Raw genomic sequence first — 23538 nt, forward strand, 5'->3', positions numbered from 1 at the left:
GATGGAAAGACCAGGTAGGCGGCGTTCCTTCAGTCGACCGCATCGCTCGGTGGAGATGCGGGACCGGCAGGCGGAGCGCCAGATGATGGCGGAGTTCCTGGGGTCGGTCCGTGCTGGCGACGGACGGGCGGTTGTCGTGCGTGGCGAGCCGGGGGTCGGCAAGTCGGCGCTCCTCGACTATCTGGTGGAGAGCGCGTCCGGGTGCCGGTTGGCGCGCGCCGCGGGGGTCGAGTCCGAGATGGAGCTGGCGTACGCCGGTCTGCACCAGCTGCTGGCCTCGATGGTGCACCGCCTGGACGGGCTGCCCGGACCGCAGCGCGACGCGTTACAGACCGCATTCGGGCTCAGCGACGGCCCGGCGCCGGACCGGTTCCTGGTCGGGCTGGCGACGCTGAGCCTGCTGGCCGAGGTCGCCGAGGACCATCCGCTGGTCTGCGTGGTGGACGACGAGCAGTGGCTGGATCGTGCCTCGTCCCAGGTGCTCGGGTTCGTCGCCCGACGACTAGTCGCCGAGCCGGTCGGCGTGGTGTTCGCGACCCGGGCTGCGACCGACGACCTGGCCGGGCTGCCGGAGGTCGTGATGGAAGGGCTGGAGGATGCCGACGCCCGCGACCTTCTCCAGGCCTCGCTCTCCGGGCCGCTTGATGCGCAGGTGGCCAATCGCCTGATCGCCGATGCCGCCGGCAACCCCCTGGCCCTGCTCGAGCTACCGCGCGGGTTGACACCGGCGGAGCTGGCAGGCGGGTTCGCGCTGCCGAACGCGATGCCGCTGCCCAGCCGGATCGAGGCGAGTTTCCGGAGACGACTGGACGACCTGCCCGAGGAAACCCGGCGGCTGCTGCTGGTCGCCGCAGCCGAACCGATCGGGGACCCGGTCCTGGTCTGGCGGGCCGCCGAGCGTCTGGGGCTTCCCGCTGACGCCGCAGCGCCGGCGGCTGAAGCCGGTCTGCTCGAGGTCGGTGCGCACGTCTGGTTCCGGCACCCGCTGGTGCGATCGGCGGCGTACCGCTCGACCTCGGTCCAGAGTCGTCAGGAAGCGCATCGTGCGCTGGCCGACGTCACCGATCCGGTCGCCGACCCCGATCGTCGGGCCTGGCACCTTGCGCACGCGGCGAGCGGCCCGGACGAGAGCGTTGCCGCCGAGCTGGAGCGATCGGCGGACCGGGCGCGGGCTCGTGGAGGTATGGCGGCAGCCGCGGCGTTCCTCGATCGTGCGGTCAGGCTGACGAGTGATCCGATCCAGCGCGCGGAGCGGGCGCTGGCCGCGGCACAAGCGAGCTTCCAGGCGGGCGCGTTCGACGCCGCGCTGGGTCTGCTGACCGTGGCCGAGGCCGGCCGGCTCGACGACTTCGAGCGAGCCCGGGTCGAGCTGCTCCGCGGTCACATCGCGTTCGCCGCGGGCCGGTTCAGCGACGCCCCGGGCCTGTTGCTGGCAGCGGCCGAACAACTGGAGAACTACGACCTACAACTCGCACGCGAGACGTATCTCCACGCCTGGGCGGCCGCGGTCGGAGCCGGGCACCTGGCCGCGGACGGCATTCTGCTGTCTATCTGTCATGCCGTGCGAACCCTGCCGCCCGACTCCGATACCGGCGATCCACAACCGCTCGTCGTTCTGCTCGAGGGTCTCGCGACGCTGATTGCCGAAGGCCGGGCGGCGTCCACGCCTGCGCTGCTGCTGGCCGCGAGGATGTTCGCGAGCGGGGATCGGTCGGTCGAGGAGATGCTGCGGTGGGGCTGGCTGGCCGCGGCGGTGAGCATCGCGGTCTGGGACGACGACGGCCGGCTCGCGATCGCCGAGCAGACGGTCCGGACGGTCCGCGAGTCCGGCGCACTCGCGCAGCTTCCGGTCATCCTGACCGTTCTTGGGACGGCCGCATTGCTGAGCGGTGACTTCTCCCGCGCGGCCGCGGCGATTGCCGAGGGCGACACCATTGCGGCGGCCACCGGGAGCATGGTCGTGCCCCATGTCGCCCTGCGGTTGCTGGCTCTGCAGGGCAAGGAGGCCGAGGCGTCGGCGATGATCGCGGCCACGATCGAGCAGGCCGGCGAGCAGTCCATCACCGCCGCCAACGCGTACTGGGCTGCCGCGCTGCTGCACAACGGTTGCGGGCGGTACGCCGAAGCGGCGGCCGCTGCGCAGCAGGCGTCGTCCAACACGTTCGAACCGTGGATCTCGACCTGGGCGCTGCCGGACCTGGTCGAGGCAGCGGTCCGCGCCGGAGACATCGCCCTCGCGCAGGACGCATTCGAACGGCTCACCGAGACCACCCAGCCGAGCGGGACCGATTGGGCGCTCGGCATCGAGGCACGATCCCGGGCATTGCTGAGCGACGGCGCCGTGGCCGACAAGCTGTACCAGGAGTCAATCGAGCGTTTGAGCCGCACGGAGCTGCGACCCGAGCTCGCCCGAAGCCAGTTGGTGTACGGCGAATGGCTCCGCCGCGCAGGCCGCCGTACCGATGCCCGCGACCAGCTCCGCTCCGCCCACGAGCTGTTCGAAGCGATCGGGATGGACGCGTTCGCCGAACGGGCCCGGCGCGAGCTGGCGGCGACCGGCGAACGTCTCGGCCGGCGCGATGAGACCACCTCCGGCGAGCTGACCGCGCAGGAAGCCCTGATCGCCCAGCTCGCCCGGGACGGGCTGTCCAATCCGGAGATCGGCGCGCGACTGTTCCTCAGCGCGCGGACGGTCAAGTACCACCTCGCGAAGGTGTTCACCAAGCTCGGCATCACCTCCCGTGCGCAGCTCGACCAGGTCCTGCCTGGCCCAGGCCAGTAGCGGTCCGCCCGGACGACTGTCCACTGGCCGATGCGAGCCGGTGGGCCACCCGGGCAGTGTGTTCATGGGTCCCAGGGAGGGGTGCCATGAACCATTCACATCCTTGGCGGACCGTGTTGTCCCGGTTCAGTCCGTTCGCGAGTGGCTCGAGCTCAGTCGATCCGGACGAGCAGGACAGCGGCCCGCTGGCGGCGCTCGGGCTGGCCACGAGCTGGCTCAACTCGCCACCGCTGACGGCGGCTGCACTGCACGGTCGCGTCGTACTCGTCGATTTCTGGACCTACACCTGTGTCAACTGGCTCCGGACGCTGCCGTACCGCGAGGCGTGGGCGGAGAAGTACGGGCGGTACGGCCTGGCGCTCGTCGGTGTTCACACACCCGAGTTCGACTTCGAGCACGAGCTCGGGAACGTGCAGCGCGCCGTCGACGATCTCGCGATCGACCATCCGGTTGCGATCGACAACGACTACGCCATCTGGACGTCGTTCGACAACCACTACTGGCCGGCCCTGTACTTCGTCGACGCGCTCGGCATCGTCCGGCACCACCATTTCGGTGAGGGTGAGTACGAGCAGTCGGAGGCGATGATCCAGGCGCTGCTGACCGAGGCCGGTGCGACCGGCTTCGACCGGGAGCCCGTGCGGGTCGACGCGATCGGGGTCGAGGCGGCGGCCGGATGGGCCGACCTGTGGTCACCCGAGAACTACCTCGGCTACGAGCGAACCGAGAACTTCGCCTCGCCCAACGGCGCCGTGCTCGGAACCGGGCACGACTATGTCGCGCCCGCGGAGCTGGCCCTCAACCACTGGGCGCTGGCGGGGGACTGGAACATCGACCGGGGTGCAGTCCTGCTCAACCGCGCGAACGGGACGATCAGCTACCGCTTCCACGCGCGCGATGTGAACCTCGTGCTCGCCCCGGGCGGCGGCCTCGTCCCCTTCCAGGTACGGATCGACGGCCGGCCGCCGGCCGGCGACCACGGTGCCGATGTAGATGCTGACGGCAACGGTCTGCTCGATCGGCCGCGGCTCTACCAGCTCGTCCGACAGACCGGCCGGATCACCGACCGGACCTTCGAGATCGTCTTTCAGCAGGCCGGCGTACTGGCCTATGCCTTCACGTTCGGCTGACCGGAGCGAGAGGACCAACGACATGACAACCGTGCAGGACGCCGACCGATGAGCGGCTTCGACTACGACGTACTGATCGTCGGTTCGGGGTTCGGTGGCAGCGTCTCGGCGCTGCGGGCCGCGGAGAAGGGCTACCGGGTAGCGGTCATGGAGGCCGGCAAGCGCTGGAACGACGCGGACATCCCGAAGAGCCAGTGGCATCTGCCGGGGTTCCTCTGGTTCCCGGCGGCGGAGCTTTACGGCATTCAGAGGGTCGAGTATCTGGACGACGTCCTGGTCCTGTGTGGCGCGGGTGTGGGTGGCGGGTCGCAGGTGTATGCGAACACGCTGTACGTGCCGCCGAAGCAGTTCTTCGAGGCGCGGGAGTGGGCGAGCATCACCGACTGGGCGGATGAGTTGGCGCCGTACTACGACCAGGCGACGCGGATGCTTGGGGCGGTGCGATATCCGTACCTGCCGACCGATGTCGACCGGGTGATGCTGCAGGTGGCGACCGAGATGGGTCGGGGCGAGACGTTCAACAAGGCACCGGTCGGGGTGTACTTCGGGAGTCCTGGCGTTGAGGCCGACGATCCGTATTTCGGCGGGGTGGGGCCTCGGCGTACGGGGTGTATCTCGTGTGGGAAGTGCAATATCGGGTGTGGTCACAATGCGAAGAACAAGCTGACGACGAACTATTTGTATCTGGCCGAGCAGGCCGGTGTGCATGTGTATGACTTGCATGAGGTGTACGACCTGCGGCCGCTCGACGGCGGCGGGTTCGAAGTACGCACGCGGCATCCTGGGTGGGCCCAGCGGGCGGCTCGGGTTCCGCATCGGACCTATACCGCCGAGCAGGTGATTGTTTCGGCGCATGCTTATGGGTCGGCGAAGTTGTTGCTGCACATGCAGCACGAGGGCCGGTTGCGGGGTGTGTCGACCGAGCTCGGCCGGCGGGCGCGGACGAATTCGGAGCAGTTGCTGGCGATCACCCGGACCCACAAGGAGTGGCTGGAGGATCCGGACGAGATCTGGCTGACGCCGGGGTCGGTGTCGATCACGTCGGGGGTCTGGCCGGATCCCGAGACCAGCATCGAGCCGGTGTACTGGGGTGTCGGGAACGATTTGTTCGCGTTCCTGGTCACCTACCACCAGCACGGCGCGCAGAAGCATCCGACGGCGGCCTGGTTGCAGCAGTTGCTCAAGCATCCGGGCGCCGTACTCAGCTTCGACGACGCCCGGAACTGGGCCGAGCGGACCGTCATCATGCTCTGCTCGCAGACGACCGACACCTCGATCGAGCTGTACTGGGACGACGGCGTCCTGCGCAGTCGTCATACCGGTACGCCGCCGTCGGTCCACATCCCGATCGTCGAACAGTTCGTCGACCGGATGGCGACGCGGATGAACGGGCACGAAGGCGCGTTGCCGTTCGAGGTCATCAACCGGACGGCGTCGGCGCACTTCACCGGCGGCATCCCGATCGCTGACAGCGCTGCTAACGGCGCAGTCGACCCGTACCAGCGGGTCTTCGGTCAGCCGGGGTTGCACGTGATCGACGGCAGTGTGATGCCGGCCAACACCGGGGTGAACCCGTCGCTGTCGATCACCGCGCTCGCCGAACGCGCGCTGTCGCTGTGGCCGAACAAGGGCGACGCCGATCCCCGGCCGCCATTGGGATCCGGCTACGAGCGGGTGGCTCCGGTCATGCCGCATCGTCCGATGGTTCCGGCCGGCGCTCCGGGGGAGTTGCGGCTGGACGCGAAGAAGTCCGACGTCATCCCCGACTACCCCTATTAGGAAGGACGCTCCGATGACCGAGCTCTCGATCCTCGGCGTCGTGCAGATGGACGCGATTGCCGACGGCATGGTCGTCCCGCACTATGTTGCCGACCGCAAGCTTCGCATCGCCCTCGCGCGGGTGGACGGCAAGGTCTACGCGTTCGACGACCTCTGCACCTGCAGTGACGAGCGGTGCCCGCTCTCCAGCGGTCTGCTCGTTGGTCGCACCATCATGTGCCAGTGCCACGGCTCGCGGTTCGCCCTCGGCACCGGCGCCGTACTGCAAGGGTCGGCGGCGCCGCTGCGTGTCTACGAGGTGCGCGAGGCCGACGGAACTCTCCAAGTTCGTCTTCCTGAAGGAGGCCAATGATGGTCACGCCGCTGGGTGCTGTTGTGCGCGGACTGATTGCAGGCACGGTCGGAACCGTGGCGATGGACACGCTGCTGTACGCCGAATACCGCCGTGGTGGCGGCAAGAGCGGCGTCCGCCGGTGGGAGTTCTCCGAAGACATCAAGACCTGGGACGACGCCCCGGCTCCTGCGCAGGTGGGCAGGCGGTTGTTCGAGGGCATGTTCCGTCACGAGCTCCCCAACAGCCGGGCCGCCCTGGTCAACAACCTCACCCACTGGGCGTTCGGGATCCTGAACGGCGCGGCGTACGGCGTGGTGGTCGGCTCGGTGCCGAAGGCCCGCATCTGGTACGGCGTCCCGTTCGCCGCGACCGTCTGGGGCACGGGGTACGTCGTACTGCCGGCAGCGGGTCTGTACAGCCCGATCTGGGACTACAGCATCAAGGTCCTGGCGAAGGACCTCACGGCTCATCTCGTGTACGGGCTGACGACTGCGACGGCGTACAAGGTCCTGGGGAGTCGTGATGACTGAGCACCTGTCGAGCCACCATCGCGCCGTACTGCGGAAGATCTTCCAGCATCCGGTGAGCCACAACATCGAGTGGCACGACGTGCTCTCGCTGCTCGAGGCCATCGGAACGGTCGAGCGCCGTCACGACGACAAGGTCGAGGTCACGGTCGGGTCGGAGACCGGGTTCTTCGACATACCCGCGCAGAAGGACACCGAACTCGAGGCGGTCGTCGGCATCCGTCGGCTGCTCGAGGCAGCCGGCTACTCCGAAGCCGGCGCGCCGGATTGATCAGGAGGTCGAGCTCATGTCACCGACATGGCAAGCAGTGCTGGAGGGGCTGGTTGTCCTCCTCGCCATCTTCCTCGGGGTCCGGACCGGCGGGATCGGCCTCGGCCTGTGGGGTGCGACCGGTACGGCGGTCCTGATCTTCGTGTTCGGCGCCGACCCCGGCTCGCCGCCGATCGACGCGTTCTTCATCATCATCGCGGTGATCACGGCCTCGGCGGTGATGCAGGCCGCCGGCGGGATCGACTGGTTGGTGTCGATCGCGTCGCGGATCATCCGGCGCAATCCGCGCAGGATCACGCTGGTCGCTCCGCTGGTGGCGTTCGCGTTCACGCTGGGCGCCGGTACGTCGAACATCTTCTTCGCGCTGATCCCGGTCATCTACGAGACGTCGTACCGCAACGGGGTCCGGCCGGAGCGGCCGTTGGCGGCCTCGACGGTGACCTCGGCGCTCGGGATCACGGCGAGTCCGGTGTCGGCGGCGATGGCGGCGTACCTGACTCTGCTTCCCGACGACTTCACGCTGGCGGACATCCTCACGATCACGATTCCGGCTTCGATCGTGGCGTGTGTCGTGACGTCCCTTGTGCAGAACCGGATCGGTAAGAACCTGGCCGATGACCAGGAGTACCAGGCCCGGCTCCGGGCGGGCCAGGTCCCGTCACCGGCCGAGGTGGGCGCCGACCAGCATGCGGCGCTCCCGAAGACGGCTGCTCGCAGCGCCTATGTCTTCCTGGCCGCGGTCGTGGTGATCGTGGTCCTGGGCCTGTTCGACGAACTCCGGCCGACCGTGACCGTGGACAAGGTGTCCGGGCCGCTCAGCATGACCATCGTGATCGAGGTGGTGATGTTCACGGCCGCGCTCGTGAACCTGCTGTGGAACCGGGTGCCGCCGGGCGATGTGGTCAAGGAGCCGCTGATGGAGTCCGGCCTGGTCGCGGCGATCGCGCTGTTCGGTATCGCGTGGATGGCGGATACGTACCTGGTGAACAACCAGGAGACCGTGGTCAACCCGCTGGCCGACATCGTCAAGGACCACTCCTGGTTCCTCGCTGTGGCGATCTTCCTGGTGGCGGGCCTGACGACCAGTCAGTCGGCCACAACCCGCACGATCATCCCGATCGCGCTGGCGTCGTTGTCGCCGGCAACGATCACGGCGATGTGGCCTTCGCTGGTCGGCGTCTGGCTGTTCCCCGCGAACGGATCCCAGATCGCCGCGGTGAACATCGACAAGACCGGTACGACGCGATTGTCGAAGGTGCCGATCTGGCACTCGTTCACGATCCCGATGCTGGTGTCCTGGGTCTCGGTCGTGCTCGTCGGACTATTGATCGCAAGCCTTGCGTTCTAAGGAGAAACAGCTATGAACCGCGACGATGTGCGGAGCAAGGTCGCCGGGATGATGCCGGAACTGCTCGCCGACCTGGAGGGATTCACCAAGCTGGCGTCGATCGCGTTCCCCGGCTACCCGGCGGAACCGGTCCATCAAATGGCGGCGAAGACGGTCGAGGTCATGCGTGCGGCAGGGTTCCGCAATGCGGCGCTGCAGGAGGTGCCTGACGGGTATCCGCCGGTCTACGCGACGGTCGACGGTCCGGCGGGTTCGCCGACGGTGATGCTGTACGCGCATTACGACGTACAGCCTGCACCTCCTGAACAGAACTGGTCGTCGGATCCGTGGACGCCGACGCGGAAGGACGACGGTCGGCTGTACGGACGAGGGATCTCGGACGACAAGAGTGGGTTGGTGATCCACGCCGGCACGCTGAAGGCGTTCGACGGTACGCCGCCTTGTCACGTGAAGCTGATCGTGGAGGGCATGGAGGAGACGAACTCGAATCTGGAGGCGTTCGTCGCGGCGCACCCGGATCTGTTCCAGTGTGACGTCTTCGTGGTTGCCGACATGGGGAATCTGAAGGTGGGGGAGCCGACACTGACGACGACGCTTCGTGGCGACGTGGCCTGCGTGGTGACGGTGCAGACGCTCGAGCATTCCCTTCATTCGGGGGTGTTCGGCGGTCCGGTGCCGGACGCGATGATGGCGCTGGCTCAGCTGCTGGCGACGTTGCATGATGCCGACGGCAACGTTGCGGTCGAGGGTGTGTCCGGGTTCGACTGGGACGGGCTCGACTTCTCGGAGGCGGACCTCCGGGCTGGCGCCGATCTTGTGGACGGCGTGGGCATGATCGGGACCGGCACGATCGGGTCCCGCTTGTGGTCGAGGCCGTCGATCAACGTGATCGGGCTCGACATGACCTCGGTCGACGGTTCGTCCAACGTGCTGATTCCCGAAGTACGGGCGAAGTTGTCGATGCGGATCGTCCCCGGCTCGTCTCCTAAGTCGGAGCTCGACGCGCTGGTGCGGCACCTGGAGTCGCACGCGCCGTGGGGTGCCAAGGTGACGGTGGAACGCACCAAGGAGGCAGCGCCGTTCCGCGCCGCGACCGACGGACCGGGGTACGCCGCCGCCCGTCAGGCGTTGGCCGATGCCTACGGTTCGCCGGCGGGGGAGGCGGGATCCGGCGGCTCGATCCCGCTGCTCCAGACCCTCCAACAGGCCGCTCCGCACGCGGAGTTCATCCTCTGGGGCGCAGAAGACACAGCCCAGGCCCGCATCCACGCCTCCGACGAAAGCGTCGACCCATCCGAGATCGAAGCGATGACACTCGCCCAGGTCTTCCTTCTCCAGGATCTGGCGGAAATGAAGCAAGGAGGTCAATCATGAACACAACGAAAGAGAGTCTGATCGGGGCAGTCTCCAAGACGCTCGTCTGGCGCGGACTGCTGGCGATCGCGATCGGCGTCGTCTCGGTCGTCTGGCCGAACATCACCGTCGGCGCATTCGTGATCCTGTTCGCCGTGTACGCCTTCATCGCGGCGGGGATGGACGCCGTACGGGCGTTCACCAGCGGCCGGGCCGGGGCCGTCATCGGGAATCTGCTGCTCTCGCTGCTGTCCCTGGCGGCCGGCGTCGTCGCGCTGGTCTGGCCGGGGCCCACGGCAACGGTCCTGACGCTGATCGTCGGCTGGTGGGCGTTGTTCACCGGTCTGGTGGAGCTCGCGATGGTGTTCACCAGCGGGCGCCGGGCCGGGGAGCGCGCGTGGCTGATCCTGAGCGGCCTGATCTCGATCGCGTTCGCAGTCGCGTTGTTCATCCGGCCTGATCTCGGTGCGCTATCGCTGGCGACCGTCTTCGGCCTCTACAGCATCTTCTTCGGCATCAGCTCGCTCGTCGTGGCCCGCGAAGGGCACGAACTCCGGCACTCGACCGGGCGCCCCGCCGAAGCCGTTTCCTGAACATTTGAGAGAGGACCAGAATCATGAACTACACCGAGAAACTGGAAGAACTGGAGCAGCGCGTCGACGGTGCCGTCAAGGAGGTCCGGCAGGCCGCGACCGAGGACCACGAGCAGCTCGAGGCGCGCATCGACAAGCACCAGCAGAACGTGCAGTCGGCCGTCGACAAAGGACAGCAGCGGATGGGCCAGGCCGCCGACCAGCTCGACAGCAAATGGACGCAGGTCAAGACCGATGCGTCCGCGAAGGTCGCGGACCTGAAAGCCAAAATGGCCCAACGCCGCCGCGAACACGACGCCGAAGCAGCCACCACCGACGCCGACTGGGCCGAATCCGACGCCGCAGCCGCCATCGACCTGGCCTCCTGGGCCACCGACAACGCCCGCCTGGCAATCCTCGACGCCCTCGACGCCCGAGCCTACGCCAACGACCTAACCGCCCGAGCCCACCAGTCGAACTGAATACCCCCGCACGGGCTGGATAACTGAGCAAGTACCCCGCCCCCGCACGCTATGCAGGCGCTCCACCTCGTCGCTCCGCTCCTCGGACGCGCCTGCTACGCGTGCACCCACCCACCCCCCCGGGCTTATCGCCCGGTACCTCCCTTGCCGGCTGCCGCCGGCGAGTTGCGGGCTGCCGCCCGCGGTGCCCTCGCTCCGCTCGGAGTCGACGGCCCCGCGGCAAGCCGACCGGGATGAACGAGCGACGCCTGTCGTCGTGTCCTGAACACCGGCCGCATATTCGGTAACGGAGTACCCAACTATCTCGATGTCCCCTCGGGATGAGGGGGAATTACACGATGCGTTTGATTGATCGGCTTCGTGGCCGAATTGCAAGTCAGAGACCGAAGCCTGCTCACGCTGCTGCTGCGCCGACAATTCAAATGCTCGGCGGCCATGAAGATCTGGAGGTGGTCGGCGAGAGCAACTATCAGCCGGCTCTGTGGGAGATCTGCGGTAGACAGTTGGGCCAAAGGGTGCGCCACCCCATCGTCGGTGTGCTCGTCCCTGAGCCTCAGAATCCCTATGACTCGAACGCGATCGCAGTATTCGTGGAAGGGCATATCGTCGGATATCTCGATCGGCAGACAGCATCGCTCTACATCCAGGGACTGCATGAGCTGATGGCATCGTCCGGTGCCTACATCGCGCTGGACGGTGTCGTCGTCGGAGGCGGCCACCGGACGGATGGTCCAGGACGTCTCGGTATCTGGCTGGAGCACGACCCGAGGGACTTCGGGTTGCAGCGGACGTTTCCGATGCCAGGTGGCCGGCCCGTGCCCGAGACGGGAGCGATGCGCACCGGGTTCAGCGAGGCATGGCTGACTGACGCGGAGGACGATTCCTACGATCTGTCCTGGTTCGACGAGCTGCCCGAGGCCGATCGGCCCGCGATCGCCATGTTGCGCGGACTACTGGCGACCGATCCGGATCCGATCGACCGGCACTTCCAGTTCGCCGAGCTGGAGGCACGGCTTTACCGGTGCCGGGACCTCTATGACTCAGCGCTCGACGAGTTCGATGGTGCCTGCAAGCAACATGATGCCGAGATGGAGACGATCTGCGAGGCGTTCATGGTCAAGTGGAGCAAGGTGCCATTGCTCGAGACCTATCGTCAGATGGCGATTCGCCAGCAGAAGAAGAAGGACTGGAATGCCTGCCTCTGGTGGGCGGAGCGTGGCCTCGCCTTGTACGGCGACGCTGCAGCGCGAGAAGACGCTGTCGAAGATCTGCTCAAGCGCCGAAACCGAGCCCGTCAGAAGCTGGAGGCTGTGCCGCTGGCGAAGTCCAAATCACCTGTGGTGCCTGTCGGGTCTGCATCGTCGGTGGTTGTCGTGGCGGCCCGGGCGTCCGCGCCGGCGGATCTCGAGATCCTCGTGTGTGGGCGATGCAACGGCGAGTTCGAGCGCCTGCGTGTGCGCGGCCGCAAACCTCAATTGTGCCCGTCATGCCGGGCTGCTTCGGCATAGGACCTCGACCACCGGCTGCAGTTGAAGATGTCCTCCAGGGCCTAGGCTGCCTGTCGTGACTGCGGGGTTCGACGGGTGGCCTACGGGTGCGTTCGATGTGTTGTTGCGGCTGGAAGGGGAGCCTTCGGCTGACGTCCGGCGGGAGTGTCGGCGGGAGCGGGAGGAGTTGGTTCGGCGGCCGATGGTTGGGTTGTTGAATGCGGTGGCGGATGCGGATCCGGCGTACGAGGATTTTGCGGTGTGGGGGTGCGGCGACGTACTGCTGGATGCGTGGCAGCGGCAGCGGGCGATTGTGCGGCTGGGGCGGAGTGTCGAGTTGGGGGTTCGGTTCGATCTCGATGGGCTCGAGGTGGGGCTGGCTTGGTGGTACGCGCCGTCTGAGCAGATCGAGCGGTACCGGGGTGCGGTGGCGGATGACGGGTCGGGGCAGCGGCTGGTTGGGATTCTGCGGAAGCTTGAGCGGGACGGGTTTGTGATTTCGGGGGAGCTGTTGAAGCGGCCGCTGCGGGGTTATCCGGTTGATCATCCGCGGGCGGAGTTGTTGCGGCGCAAGTCGGTTGTCGCGAGTCGGGGGCTCGGGTGTGAGGAGTGGATTCATACCTCGGCGGCTGCGGATCGGGTGCTCGCGGCGTTTCAGCAGCTGCGTCCGATGGCGCGGTGGTTGGTCACGAACGTGTTGTAGAGGCCGTCGTCTGGGACGACGGCCTCTGCGGTCGGACGGTGCTGCGGCGGCTCAAGAGACCGCGTGGGCGAAGCGCTGGATGTTCTTCTCGACGCTGCGGCCTTCGCTGCGGACGACGAGTGCCGTGATGCCGTAGAAGATGCTGTAGAGGCCGAAGACGATGGCCAGCGAGACGGCGCCGAGGTCGGGGCGGATGAACAGCGCGACCGCGAAGACGACCGAGACCAGGCCGCCCAGGATGAACCAGGCGCGTTGGCCGGCGCGCTGACCGCTCCTGAACGCCATCGCGATTTCGACCAGGCCGGTGAACAGCGCCCACCACCCGATGATCAGCGTCAGTACGAGGGCCGTCGGGCCTGGGTAGATCAGCGCGACCACACCGGCTGCCAGTGAGATCACCGACAGCAGCAGGTGGCCGACGACCGACCAGCCACCGTCACTGCTGAATGCGCGGGCTGCGTCAGCCACGGCGGCGACGAAGGCGTAGACGGCGAAGAGGATGACGAAGGCGCCGACCGTGATGTTCGGCCAGATGACGGCAACCGCTCCAACAGCAATCGCCAGCAAACCACGCCACAACAGACCGTTGGAGATCCTGGTCGTCACCTTCGAGTCGGTGCTTGTGGTGGTACTCATGATGCACTCCTTACTCTCGATCTGGATGCGGTATCACTCGATCCCGCTACCTCGAGACTCGCAGCCCCCACCCACCCATCGAGCCAGTGAAAACCCCTGGCCCCGTGCCTAGCGACGCCGCCGCAGACCCTGGGGGTAGGGTGCTCGGATGCCTGTTGTTCGTGCTCGTCGGCCCCGGCCGGCTGATATGGCGGTGCCCGTTGGGGCTCGGTCTGTGTTCACCGATGGGGCTTGTTCCGGGAACCCGGGGCCGGGCGGGTGGGCCTGGGCGTTGTCGACGACGGAGTACGCCGCTGGGCACGAGGCTGTCTCGACGAATCAGCGGATGGAGATTCGGGCGGCGCTCGAGGCCGTGCGGACGAATGACGGGCCGCTGCTGGTGGTGTCGGACTCGACGTACGTCGTGAACTGTTTCCGGGACCGGTGGTACGCAGGCTGGCTCGAGCGCGGGTGGCTCACCTCGGCGAAGAAGCCGGTCGCCAACAAGGATCTCTGGGAGCCGCTGGTCGCCTTGGTGATGGACCGCGGGGATGTCGCCTTCCGTTGGGTGAAAGGGCATTCCGGCCACGAGATGAACGACTTCGTGGACCGGTTGGGCGTCGCTGCCAGTCAGACCGCCGGGTAGACCTCGGCCTCGTAGAGGGAATAGCCGTACTGCGTCGCTCGATGGACGCCCTGGAGACGGACATAGCGCGCGGTCGTGTCCAGCCAGAGCGTGTCGGTGCCGCCGTCGCCATCGGTCACCGCCGTGGCTGTCGTCCACGTGGTGGCGTCGTCGGAGACCTGGATCTCGTAGCCGGAGCCGTACGCCGCTTCCCAGCGGAGCACGAGCTTGCCGAGACGAGTCGGGGAGCCGAGGTCGAGCTGGAGCCAGGACGCGTCGTCGTACGCCGAGGCCCAGCGCGTGGCGGGATCGCCGTCCACGGCCAGGTCAGCGGTGAAGCTCGTCCCAGGTTCGATGCTTGAGGCAACGACCGGGCGGTGGAGGGCAACGTTGACCGACGAGGTAGGCGGTCGGACCGCGACGTGCAGGACCGTCGCGGCGGTGTCGAAGGACACGGGGATATCGACGTCGGTCAACGGTGCACTAGCCGGTGGCGTCAGGCGGATGCTGACGGTCTGCGCGAGCCCACGCTTGAGCCTGATCGGCATGGAAGGCGCGCTCCAACCCGGCGGCATCGCGAGGCGCAGCGTGCCGGCGACATCACGCCCGGCTTCGAGAGTGACGGCGAAGCTCGTAGAAACGCCGCGTACCACATCGACGCGCTCAGCACTGGTGCTCAGGGCAACCAATGGAGTGTCGGTCCAACGCGGCACGAGCTCCGCGACGGCCGGACTGCCACCTGTCCACACCAACCGCACAGCATCCGCCAGGAGATCGCCGACGCGAACTTCGGCATACGGGGAGGACACGGACCCGACCCGCTTCCACACGCCGGCGACCCGGACCTCGACATCGGCGGAGCCCACCGACGACTGCAGGACCGTCAGCCGGGACAGCGAGCGCGGCGCCGAGAACGTGGCGACCAACGCATCACCGGCACTCGGCGCGGTAGCAGGCACATAAGCGGTGTCCACGGAGCCGTCCACCGCACGCTGGTACGACGAACCCGCCGCAGGTACCGGCGTACCACTCGCAGTCAGCGTCGTCACGTTCCCGCCGATGGTCTGGACCGAGAACTCCTGCACCACCAACCAGAAGTCGCTCGCCGTCAACGACCGGTACCGGACGTAGCGCGCAACAGTCCCAGCCGGAGCGGTGAACCGTACTTCGGCCGTCGTCGCTCGCGTGAACTCCGTCCACTGCGTCCCGTCCACCGAGTACTCCAACGCACCCGAGTGGATGTAGTCGTCCGGGCTACCCGCCTTGCCCATCAGCAAGGCGATATCCCCGACCTGCACCGACGACCCGAGATCGACCCGTACCTCCGAACCCGGACCCGGCGCACCGTTGCTCCAGAAGAACGTGCTCTCGTCACCGTCGACCATCCGACCCGGCACGTTGTCCTGATACGTGCCCAGATTGGTCGTCGCCGTCTTACCAGGTGTCACACCCAACCAGCGGTCGTGCACCCGCCCGACCTCCGCGATGAACTCGTCGACAACCCGTTCACCGATCCGCGGATAAGTTCCGTCATGCGGCGCCCGGCTGTCCCGGATGGCCTTCGCCTCCGTGACGAGCGCGCTCATCTGCTGCCGCGCGGTCCAGGCCGCCGAACCGTTCCCCGCCTCGAGCGCAGACAGCAGATCGAGTCCGCGGCTCATCGCCTGGCCCCAGAGTTCCGTTGCCTTGAGCCACGATTCCGCCTCAGCCGTGAACGCCGGATCGGCCACACCCGCCCGGATCGTCCCCGGCGCCGCGACGACCGCCGACACACGCGGCCGCAGCGAAGCAAGGGCCTGCACACGGTCCCCACCCCGCCACCGCTGCCAGAACGAGTCGACAGCCGCCCCGAAGACCGGCGCGCTCTCCGGATGCAGGGTCCCGTCGTACGTGTTGAGGTCGGCGAACACCCGCAACGCATCCGCCGTACGTCGATCGCCGCCGGCCCGCTCCGCGATCGCGCGCAGCCAGACCGGCGTCGCGTCGTACCGCGCGGGGTTCCACCCGAACTCGGCGAACGAGTACAGCGCGAGCTTGCTCACCGCCGCCTGGTTCATCGGGTTCGAGATCACGCCGACCACGCTGGAGGCGATCCCCGGCTCCCGACCGGTGTACGGCGCCAGCAGCAGCCGCCCGGCCGCGTAGTCGTTGACCGGGTAGTTGTCCCAGATCAGGATGTCGTGGCCGAACACAGCCTTCGCCTGAGCCGCCTGCGCCGCAGTGATCGTCTGCGGGACCACCCCGACCCCGGTCCAGTGCACGACCACGGCTGAGTCGAGCTGCTCCCGCAGTACCTTCTTGTAAGGCGTTTCGCTGACGTTGTAGTACTCCGTCGGCACCATCTGGAGCGGCGCGACGTCGGGCTTGGACTCGACCCACTCGCGCTGCACCCGGTTGAGCAGGTCGCTCTGCGCCCGACCGGCCGCCTCGCCGCCGGTGCCGTACTTCGCGCGGTCCGCGTCGCAGTGCCAGGTGTTGTAGTCGATATCGTCGAGCGGCACGTTGAACGACCGCGCGCCGAGGTCGTACAAGGCCTCGAACTTCGCGATCAACGCCTGGAAGTCGGTCTCGGACGTGTAGCAGATCGACAGACCGGGCGAGAGCGCGAAGGTGAAGTCGACCTTGTTCTGCCGCGCACGGGTCACCAGCTCACCGAGTTGCGCGAGCCTGTCCGGCGGGTAGGCATCGCGCCATTGCTCGCGGTGGTACGGGTCGTCCTTCGGCGCGTACTCATAGGTGTTCATCCGGTGTGCGCCGAGGTAGTCGAGGTGATCCAGCCGCTCGGTCTGCGACCACGGCGTTCCGTAGAAGCCTTCGATCGAACCGCGGTACCGCATCGTCGGCCAGTCCCGGATCGCCACCCCGGGCATCGACTTCCGCTGCAGCAACTGCGTGAGGGACTGCGCGGCGTAGAACGTGCCGTCGGCGTCGACCCCGTCGACCACGATCTGACCGTGGTGCTTCCGATCGCGTCCAGCGGCGAGGACGTACCCCTCGGCGGGCAGTCCGGTGCTGTCCTGGACCTTAAGCGCCGACAGCACCGACGACGAACGGCCGAGCCAGATCGTCGTCGGTGTGCCGGGATCGCTGCCGTCCGTGGTGCGGACCGTCTTCACCCCGGCGCTGGCCAGCGCCTGCCGTACGACGCGTTCCGCGTCCGCGTCGGATCGCGACGTACGAACCAGCCCGACCACCGGCGTGATCGGGAACCCGTCGCCACGTGGGACAAGCTGCTGCGGCGCGGGACTGACAGTCGGGGGAGCGGGCGGTGCAGCGGTTGCGCTGGGCGCGGCCGCTACGAGCGGAGAGGTGAGGGCAAGCACGGCGGACAGGAGAAGGCGCATCGAGTCTCCTCAGGCGGGGCGGTTCCAGCTAGTTAGCCATTGCGCAGAACTGCTCGTCAAGGCGTGGAGCCGGGCATTTCCAGGCAGAACCGTCAGATGAACGCCGGGGGAGCGCCGTACAGGGAGCGGTGGGTGGCTTCGGGGTCGTTGAAGAAGTTGGGGAGTTGGGTCTCGGCGTTGTAGTAGCGGTGGAAGACCGGCGTGAGGGAGCCGGACATCGGCGGGACGATCCAGGTCCAGTCGGCCGGGCAGCGGCGGCCGGCTTTCTCTTCCCGTTCCAGGTGGATGAGGAACCTGCGCGATTCGGTGTGGTGGTCGGTGATCGTGACGCCGCTCTGGTTGTACGAGTGCAGTACGGCGCGGTTGATCTCCACCAACGCACGGTCCCGCCAGAGACTCGTCTCGTCGGTCGTGTCCAGGCCCATCCGTTCCGCGACCTCGGGGACCAACGCGTAGCGGTCGTTGTCGCCGAAGTTGCGGGCGCCGATCTCGGTGCCCATGTACCAGCCGTTGAAGGGCGCGGCGGGGTACGAGACGCCACCGATGTCGAGGCGGTTGTTGCTGATCACGGGTACGGCGTGCCAGCGCATCCCGAGGTCGGCGAACCACGCCAGCTCGGGATGGGCCAACGGGACTTCGTGTACGGCGTCGACCGGCAACTCGAACATCCGCGGTCCCTCGTCGACGGTCTCGACGACGAGCGGGAGTACGTCGAAGGCGCCGGTGCGATCGGGCTGCCGCCAGCCGCGCCGGATGAGCTCGCTGGTGAAGGCTCGGTAGCGAGGATCGCCGAGTACGCGTCCGTCCGGCTGCTCGTACCCGGCGTACCTGATGAGTTGTTCGTTCCAGATCCTGGGGGCCGGACGCGACGGCGCCTCGGGAGCGAACACGCTGATCATCGGGCGGATCTTGCCGCCGTTGTGGGCCGCGCGCAGATGGTCGAAGCAGTGCCCGGCGACGCCGCGGGCGTCGGAGACCGTCCGCAGGTCGCGGACCTGCAGGCTGCGCCAGTACAACCGGCCGATGCAGCGGGCGTTGTTGCGCCAGGCGACCCGGGCGCCGAAGGCCAGCTCCTCGGGGGTGTGCCAGTAGGTCCCGGTGAGATCGATCTCGCGCATCACCGCGGCGAGCCGCGGCCCCATCCAACCGGCCTTCGGGTGCTCGGCGTGGAAGAGCTCGAGGAAGTCGCGGGCTGCTGCCCGGACCAGCTCGGTGTCAGTGACCTGCGGACTTCGCGCGGTATCGGGCCGGCCGATCGCGTGCGCGGCCCTCGCCCGGATCCGCCCGGGACCCGGTGATCCCCTTCTGCCGGTACGCGGAGCTTTCCCCCACGATCTCTCGGCGCTCATGGCGTGCCTGGACGGCGGGTCTGCCAGTCGCCGGAGTTGTCGAAGAAAGGATCGTGCTGGACCACCGGCTCGCCGGGGACAGACTTGTTCCCCAGTTGGTCGACCTCGGTCGCGAACGAGTCCACGATCGACTGCATGTGCGCCTGGGCGGTCTTGGCGTACGAACGGACCTGCTCGCCGGCCGTGTCCATGGCCTCCGCGACGATCCGGCGTTCGTGTGCGCGCGCCTGCCCGATCCTCTCCCGGGCGTCCCTGCTGACGTCCTGGACCATCTCCTCGACCACGAGCTGGGCCTGGCTGAACATCTGGACGACCTGCTCATTCACGCGGTCGCCGGCCTGCTCGTACTGGTCCAGCTCGGCCTGGACGCGCTGCAGCTCGGCCTGCCCGCGCTGGAGCTCGATCTGGAGACGTTCGTTCTTGGCGCGGGTCTCGCCGAGTTCGCGTTCGGTTTTCTGGACCTGGTCAGCCAGCTGAGCGAGGTATCCGTAGACCATGTCGGCGTCGAGACCCCGCATCCGGCGCCGGAACCTCTCCTCCCGGATCAAGCGGGGTGTCTGATAACGCGGCGAGCCTTGGCGGTGGCTGTTGTGCGTCACGTGATGTCTCCTGACCTGTCGGCGCTGGTGCCGCGGTGTGCTCGCCCGCGGCCGCGTAATAGAAGTGCTCGTACTTGATGTCCTCGGGCCGCATGCCCGCGCCGGCCAACTGCTCCAGCGTGTGCGCGACCATCTGCGGGCCGCCGCACACCATCGCCGTCCGTCCGTACAGGATCTGGCGGGCCGCGACCGTACCGACCTTTCCGCGGGTGCCCGGGTAGGACGCGTCGTCCGACACGACCTCCGTGTAGTCGAACCAGGCCCGGTCCTGGGCCAGCGCCCGCAGCCGCGGGCGGTCGTACAGGTGCCAGGGCAGGCGGACGCCGTGCAGCAGATGCACCAGCGGTCCGTTGCCCGAGCGCTTCCACTCGTTGTCGACCTGCTCGAGTACGGCGAGGAGCGGCGCGAGACCGGTGCCGCCCGCGACCATCAGCAGCTCGCGCTCGTCACCGTCCCGCCGGGTCAGCCGCTCACCGATCGGCGCTCCGAGCTTCACCGTGTCGCCGGCCTTGAGCGACCGGACCACGGCCGGGCTCACCTGGCCGCCGTCGATCTGCTGCACGTGCAGATCGATCGAGCCGTCCGCGCGCGGGGCGTTGGCCGGGCTGAAGTACCGCCACTGCCGCGGCCGCTGCGGGATCTCCATCGACACCGACTGGCCGGGGCGGAACCGGAACCCCTGCCGCGGCTGGACCTTCAGCAGGGTGAGGTCCATGGTCCGCCGTTCGACCGAGAGCACGTCCGCGTCCCACCAGTCCGGAGTGGACTCCTCCGATGTCTCGGCAGCCTCGACCATGATCCGCGCGACCACCTGGTACGCCGCTGTCCAGTGCGCGGCCAGGTCCTCGTCCCACACGGGCCCGAGGAAGTGCTTCAGCGTCGCGCAGAGCGAGGCGCCGACCGCGTTGTAGTGCTCCGCGACGACGGCGTACTTGCGATGGTCACGGCCGAGGTGCTGCAGGAAGTTCGCATCGTTCTCGAGCTGGTCGGCATGACTGACGATTCGGCCGAGTGCGCTGACGAACTTGTCCCGCTGGTTCGACATCGAGAGCGGGAACATCGACCGTACCTCGGGGTGAGATACGAAGATGTGCGAGTAGAAGTACAGGGCTACCTGATCCCCGTACGCCGACACCTGGTCCCAGCTGCGTTGTAGGGCGTATGCATCCATGGGGCTGGTCTTATCCGGCTCGGAACGGCAGCTCCACGGACGAAACAGACATGTCCTCCCGGTCGTCGGCATAACGCGCCGACGGGTACTGCGTTGACAAGAGTGTCCTCCTACTGTGCGTCCCCGAGCCTGTCCACTTCCGTGATCTTCCCGATCTACCCCCGGGTTCGCGGCTTGAAACGGCGTGTCGGACTGGATCGTCTCGAAAATCTTGACCTGAGGTAGAGGGTCAATCGCTTGATCTACAAGGCGATCCGCCGGTCCTGCAAGTTGCTTAGGGCAACTAACTGTGGAAGACCGGCTCAGTTAATCGATTGACGGTCCCGGGCGCGCCCTGATCTGCTGGGAGTTCGTGCGCCGGACCGGCCGGTGCGGACCGGAAGGAGGAGAGCCGATGTCTGTTCTGTCCTGCAGCTTTGCTCTGAAAGGTTCAATGGTTTGGCTTTCGCACGTTCGTTCAGTTGTGAACACTGCGGCGTAGAGGTCTCCCTCGACGCCCCTGGCACCACCCATCGAAATCACTGCCCGAGTTGCCTGTGGTCGCGTCATCTCGACCGCAACGTGCCGGGCGACCGCAAGGCGGACTGCTCCGGCGGCATGGAGCCGATCGCGGTCACGGTCCGCGGCGAGGGCCGCTGGGTCCTCATCCACAGATGCACCAACTGCGGCCGCCTCCGCCTCAACAAGACCGCCGGTGACGACAACGTCCTGCTCCTGATGCGGCTGGCAGCCCTGCCGCTGACCATGCCGTTCATCCCGTTCGCGGCCGAGCCCGAAACCGAGCCCATCGGCAACGGCACCACCCGCAAGCCGAGGGCCCGGAAGGCGAAGGCGTAACCTCGGGCCGGGTCGTCGCGCAGGAAGGCGGCCCGGAGGGGATGAGAGTGCGGATCGGGTCACATGTCGCCGTCGCCGGCGGGCTGGTCAAGGTCGGGCTGGCAGAGGCGACGGAGGTCGGCGCCGAGATCATCCAACTGTTTGCGGGCAATCCGCGCAGTTGGGTGCCGGCGGCCGTCGATCCGGCTGCAGACGAGGCGTTCCGTACGGCGTGCGCCGAGCGGGACCTGCCCGTCGTCGTCCACGCGCCGCACCTGATCAACCTCTGCTCGCCCTCGGACGCGGTGCTGACCCGCTCGACGGCCGCGCTCGAGCTCACCATGCAGCGTGCCACGTCGCTCGGCGCGACCACGGTCGTCGTCCACGCGGGGTCGTTGGTCGCGAAGGGTCGGCGCGCCGAAGTACTCCGCGGCCTGCACGATCTCGTCGTACCGATCGCCCACCGCTGGCCCGACGTACGACTGCTGATCGAGCCAACGGCCGGAGCCGGGGAGGCTGCGGCGTCGACCATCGAGAGCAGCATCGAGTACTTGGACGCTCTCAACGACCCGGAGATCGGCCTGTGCCTGGACACGTGTCACCTGCACGCGGCCGGCGAGGATCTGAGGGCCATCGTGCAAGTAGCCGACCGTGTTGGGCTGGTTCACGTGAACGACAGCCGCGATCCTGCCGGCTCACGTCGTGATCGCCACGAGTCGCTCGGGCGTGGCATGGTCGGGCGCGCCGAGCTAGAAGACGTGCTCGCGTCGCTTCACGGCATTCCGATGCTGGTGGAGACGCCGACGCATGCCCGGGACGTCGGCTTGCTGAAGGACTTGCGGGATCGGCTTGGTGTTGCCGTACCGTGAAGCATGCCGTGGTTCCCGGAGTTCTCCACCGCGATCGAGTTGGCACGTCGTGATGCCCGGGCGCGGGAGCAGGCGGATCCGGTCGCGCAGTACCTGAAGGCGCTGTACGACGGGGCGCCCGGCGCGCTGGAGAAGACCTGGCCGGGGGATGTGGTCGTGCATGATCCGCGGGCCGGCGAGATCCGCGGGCATCATGACCTGCGGACGTTCATCCACAGCAACCGGGAGTGGATGGCCGCGCACCACGCCCAGCTGAAGGTGGTCGGTTCGATCACGGTCGGCGGGCGCGCGGCGGTGGAGCTGCTGGTCCACGTCCTGCACGAGGGCGACGAGGTGGCCTGGCCGGTCGCGGTGGTCGCCGAGTCGCTGGACGAGCGGTCCGTCGAGTTCCGCACGTACTGCAGCCAGTGGCCGGTCGACGGCCTGCGCCACCTCCGCCCGCCGATCCTCGACGCCGGCGCCGTCGAGACGCCGTACGCCGTCGCGCGCCACCTCGACGGGCTCGCGGGCGGCGATGCCGAGTCGGTCGTGAAGGGCTTCGATCCGGACGGCTACGTGCAGGAACCGATCGGCCCCGACAACATCCACCGCGGGGCTACCGGGCTCCGGGACTTCTACGCCAGGTTGCTCAGCGTCGGCGGGATCGACGTACAGCCGTGTGCGGGCACGGATGACGGCATCGGCTTCGCGCTGGAGTACAACCTGATCGGCCGGGGGAGTGAGCCACCTCAGGCCGGACTCGCGATCTTCGACCGCGGCACCGACGGTCACCTCGCGGCGGTCCGCCTGTACGACGACATCACTCGCTAGGGCGCTTGTTCCATCCGTGGAAGGCGCTGTGGTCGCCGTTCTCCCACGCCTCACGCAGGCCCGGCTTGCTGAGATCCCAGTCGGGACGTATTTCGGCGCTCGCCGCCCGCAGGTCCTGCCACAGCTCGGAGATCGTCGGCCGGCCCCAGAACCAGTAGCCGTTGTAGATGCTGTGCACGACCAGGCCGGGCTTGAGCACGAGCGTGTACGGGATCATCGGGTCGTTGTCGGGATCGGTGTACTCCTGGATGTCGAGGTCTCGCTGCACGATCCGTCCCGGATCGGACAGGAACGGCCACTGCGCGCCGACCGACGCCCGGAACTCCTGCAGCGTGTGGTGCTCGTCGGTCGCGATCGTCACGATCTGGGTGTAGCTGACCGCGATCTTCGGGTAGAACGCCGCAAGCTCGAGGTGCTGCTGATGCTCCTTGGGGCAGTAGTGCCCCCGCGCGAGCGTGAGGATCATCGGATCCTCACCCTGAAGGTCACTCAGCTTCCGCGGTACATCTTCGTGGTCGGGAAGCTCGTAGTCGGGGAACACGGCGCCGGGCACGATGTCAGCTCGCATGATC

The 23538-nt window shown here is 67.7% G+C and carries 22 protein-coding genes; 16 read left to right on the plus strand and 6 right to left on the minus strand.

Features of this window, described 5'->3' with window-relative positions; all coding sequences use genetic code 11:
- Window positions 1–55 precede the first annotated feature (55 nt).
- The 12 genes from FDA38_RS17770 (at window position 56) to FDA38_RS17825 (ending at window position 12768) form a co-directional block, all read left to right on the plus strand.
- Window positions 56–2782 carry a helix-turn-helix transcriptional regulator gene (locus tag FDA38_RS17770; protein ID WP_233714772.1) on the plus strand — a complete coding sequence of 909 codons (2727 nt, stop codon included), beginning with the start codon at window positions 56–58 and terminating at the stop codon, window positions 2780–2782.
- A gap of 86 nt (window positions 2783–2868) precedes the next feature.
- The gene (locus FDA38_RS17775; protein WP_170989768.1) at window positions 2869–3912 is read left to right on the plus strand and encodes a thioredoxin family protein; all 1044 of its coding nucleotides are present in this window, start codon (window positions 2869–2871) and stop codon (window positions 3910–3912) included.
- Window positions 3913–3960: 48 nt separating this feature from the next.
- A complete protein-coding gene (locus FDA38_RS17780) occupies window positions 3961–5691 on the plus strand; it encodes a GMC oxidoreductase (protein ID WP_137255120.1) in 1731 nt (576 codons plus the stop codon).
- 13 nt (window positions 5692–5704) lie between these two features.
- Window positions 5705–6043 (plus strand): Rieske (2Fe-2S) protein, encoded by a 339-nt coding sequence (locus FDA38_RS17785; RefSeq protein ID WP_137255121.1) that lies wholly within the window; start codon window positions 5705–5707, stop codon window positions 6041–6043.
- The gene (locus tag FDA38_RS17790) at window positions 6043–6555 is read left to right on the plus strand and encodes a DUF1440 domain-containing protein (protein WP_170989769.1); all 513 of its coding nucleotides are present in this window, start codon (window positions 6043–6045) and stop codon (window positions 6553–6555) included. Before FDA38_RS17785 ends, FDA38_RS17790 begins: the two co-directional genes overlap by 1 nt.
- Window positions 6548–6823, plus strand: a complete 276-nt coding sequence (locus tag FDA38_RS17795; RefSeq protein WP_137255123.1) for a hypothetical protein — start codon at window positions 6548–6550, stop codon at window positions 6821–6823. Before FDA38_RS17790 ends, FDA38_RS17795 begins: the two co-directional genes overlap by 8 nt.
- A gap of 16 nt (window positions 6824–6839) precedes the next feature.
- Window positions 6840–8171 (plus strand): anaerobic C4-dicarboxylate transporter family protein, encoded by a 1332-nt coding sequence (locus tag FDA38_RS17800; RefSeq protein WP_137255124.1) that lies wholly within the window; start codon window positions 6840–6842, stop codon window positions 8169–8171.
- Window positions 8172–8183: 12 nt separating this feature from the next.
- Complete coding sequence (locus FDA38_RS17805) at window positions 8184–9545, plus strand: M20/M25/M40 family metallo-hydrolase (protein ID WP_137255125.1); 1362 nt, start codon at window positions 8184–8186, stop codon at window positions 9543–9545.
- Complete coding sequence (locus FDA38_RS17810; RefSeq protein WP_137255126.1) at window positions 9542–10117, plus strand: HdeD family acid-resistance protein; 576 nt, start codon at window positions 9542–9544, stop codon at window positions 10115–10117. Before FDA38_RS17805 ends, FDA38_RS17810 begins: the two co-directional genes overlap by 4 nt.
- A 23-nt stretch (window positions 10118–10140) precedes the next feature.
- Window positions 10141–10578: a hypothetical protein gene (locus FDA38_RS17815; RefSeq protein WP_137255127.1), complete on the plus strand. Its 438-nt coding sequence runs from the start codon at window positions 10141–10143 to the stop codon at window positions 10576–10578.
- Window positions 10579–10916: 338 nt separating this feature from the next.
- On the plus strand, window positions 10917–12086 hold the full coding sequence (locus FDA38_RS17820) for an HIRAN domain-containing protein (protein ID WP_137255128.1): 1170 nt from the start codon (window positions 10917–10919) through the stop codon (window positions 12084–12086).
- 55 nt (window positions 12087–12141) lie between these two features.
- Entirely contained in the window at window positions 12142–12768 is a 627-nt protein-coding gene (locus FDA38_RS17825) for a DUF2461 family protein (protein WP_233714773.1), read from the plus strand.
- 51 nt (window positions 12769–12819) lie between these two features.
- On the opposite strand, the gene FDA38_RS17830 is transcribed toward FDA38_RS17825, so the two are convergent.
- Window positions 12820–13404 carry an HdeD family acid-resistance protein gene (locus tag FDA38_RS17830; RefSeq protein WP_137255129.1) on the minus strand — a complete coding sequence of 195 codons (585 nt, stop codon included), beginning with the start codon at window positions 13402–13404 and terminating at the stop codon, window positions 12820–12822.
- 148 nt (window positions 13405–13552) lie between these two features.
- Here FDA38_RS17830 and FDA38_RS17835 point away from each other — a divergent pair, with 148 nt between their 5' ends.
- Window positions 13553–14029 carry a ribonuclease H family protein gene (locus tag FDA38_RS17835; RefSeq protein ID WP_233714774.1) on the plus strand — a complete coding sequence of 159 codons (477 nt, stop codon included), beginning with the start codon at window positions 13553–13555 and terminating at the stop codon, window positions 14027–14029.
- Here FDA38_RS17835 and FDA38_RS17840 read toward each other — a convergent pair.
- The 4 genes from FDA38_RS17840 to FDA38_RS17855 all read right to left on the minus strand — a co-directional run bounded on the left by FDA38_RS17840 (window position 14014) and on the right by FDA38_RS17855 (window position 20471).
- Window positions 14014–17352, minus strand: coding sequence for a beta-N-acetylglucosaminidase domain-containing protein (locus tag FDA38_RS17840; protein WP_137255130.1), 3339 nt, complete (start codon window positions 17350–17352; stop codon window positions 14014–14016). The genes FDA38_RS17835 and FDA38_RS17840 overlap by 16 nt on opposite strands.
- A 92-nt stretch (window positions 17353–17444) precedes the next feature.
- Window positions 17445–18701 carry a nitric oxide synthase oxygenase gene (locus FDA38_RS17845; RefSeq protein ID WP_137255131.1) on the minus strand — a complete coding sequence of 419 codons (1257 nt, stop codon included), beginning with the start codon at window positions 18699–18701 and terminating at the stop codon, window positions 17445–17447.
- Complete coding sequence (locus tag FDA38_RS17850) at window positions 18698–19219, minus strand: DivIVA domain-containing protein (RefSeq protein WP_137255132.1); 522 nt, start codon at window positions 19217–19219, stop codon at window positions 18698–18700. The genes FDA38_RS17845 and FDA38_RS17850 overlap by 4 nt, the downstream gene beginning before the upstream one ends.
- Window positions 19167–20471, minus strand: coding sequence for a globin domain-containing protein (locus FDA38_RS17855; protein ID WP_137255133.1), 1305 nt, complete (start codon window positions 20469–20471; stop codon window positions 19167–19169). The genes FDA38_RS17850 and FDA38_RS17855 overlap by 53 nt, the downstream gene beginning before the upstream one ends.
- A 438-nt stretch (window positions 20472–20909) precedes the next feature.
- Between FDA38_RS17855 and FDA38_RS17860 the strand changes: the two genes are divergently transcribed.
- Genes FDA38_RS17860 through FDA38_RS17870 form a run of 3 tightly spaced genes read left to right on the plus strand, consistent with a single transcriptional unit; the run spans window position 20910 to window position 22966 of the window.
- Window positions 20910–21308 (plus strand): RNHCP domain-containing protein, encoded by a 399-nt coding sequence (locus FDA38_RS17860; RefSeq protein ID WP_137255134.1) that lies wholly within the window; start codon window positions 20910–20912, stop codon window positions 21306–21308.
- Between the two features lie 41 nt (window positions 21309–21349).
- Window positions 21350–22156, plus strand: coding sequence for a deoxyribonuclease IV (locus tag FDA38_RS17865; RefSeq protein WP_137255135.1), 807 nt, complete (start codon window positions 21350–21352; stop codon window positions 22154–22156).
- A 3-nt stretch (window positions 22157–22159) separates the two neighbouring features.
- Window positions 22160–22966 carry a nuclear transport factor 2 family protein gene (locus tag FDA38_RS17870; protein ID WP_137255136.1) on the plus strand — a complete coding sequence of 269 codons (807 nt, stop codon included), beginning with the start codon at window positions 22160–22162 and terminating at the stop codon, window positions 22964–22966.
- On the opposite strand, the gene FDA38_RS17875 is transcribed toward FDA38_RS17870, so the two are convergent.
- Window positions 22956–23534, minus strand: a complete 579-nt coding sequence (locus tag FDA38_RS17875; RefSeq protein WP_137255137.1) for a redoxin domain-containing protein — start codon at window positions 23532–23534, stop codon at window positions 22956–22958. The two genes, FDA38_RS17870 and FDA38_RS17875, sit on opposite strands and share 11 nt — an antisense overlap.
- Window positions 23535–23538: the final 4 nt, after the last annotated feature.

Origin of the sequence: Kribbella jiaozuonensis (assembly GCF_005233875.1) — a bacterium.
Lineage (GTDB): Bacteria > Actinomycetota > Actinomycetes > Propionibacteriales > Kribbellaceae > Kribbella > Kribbella jiaozuonensis.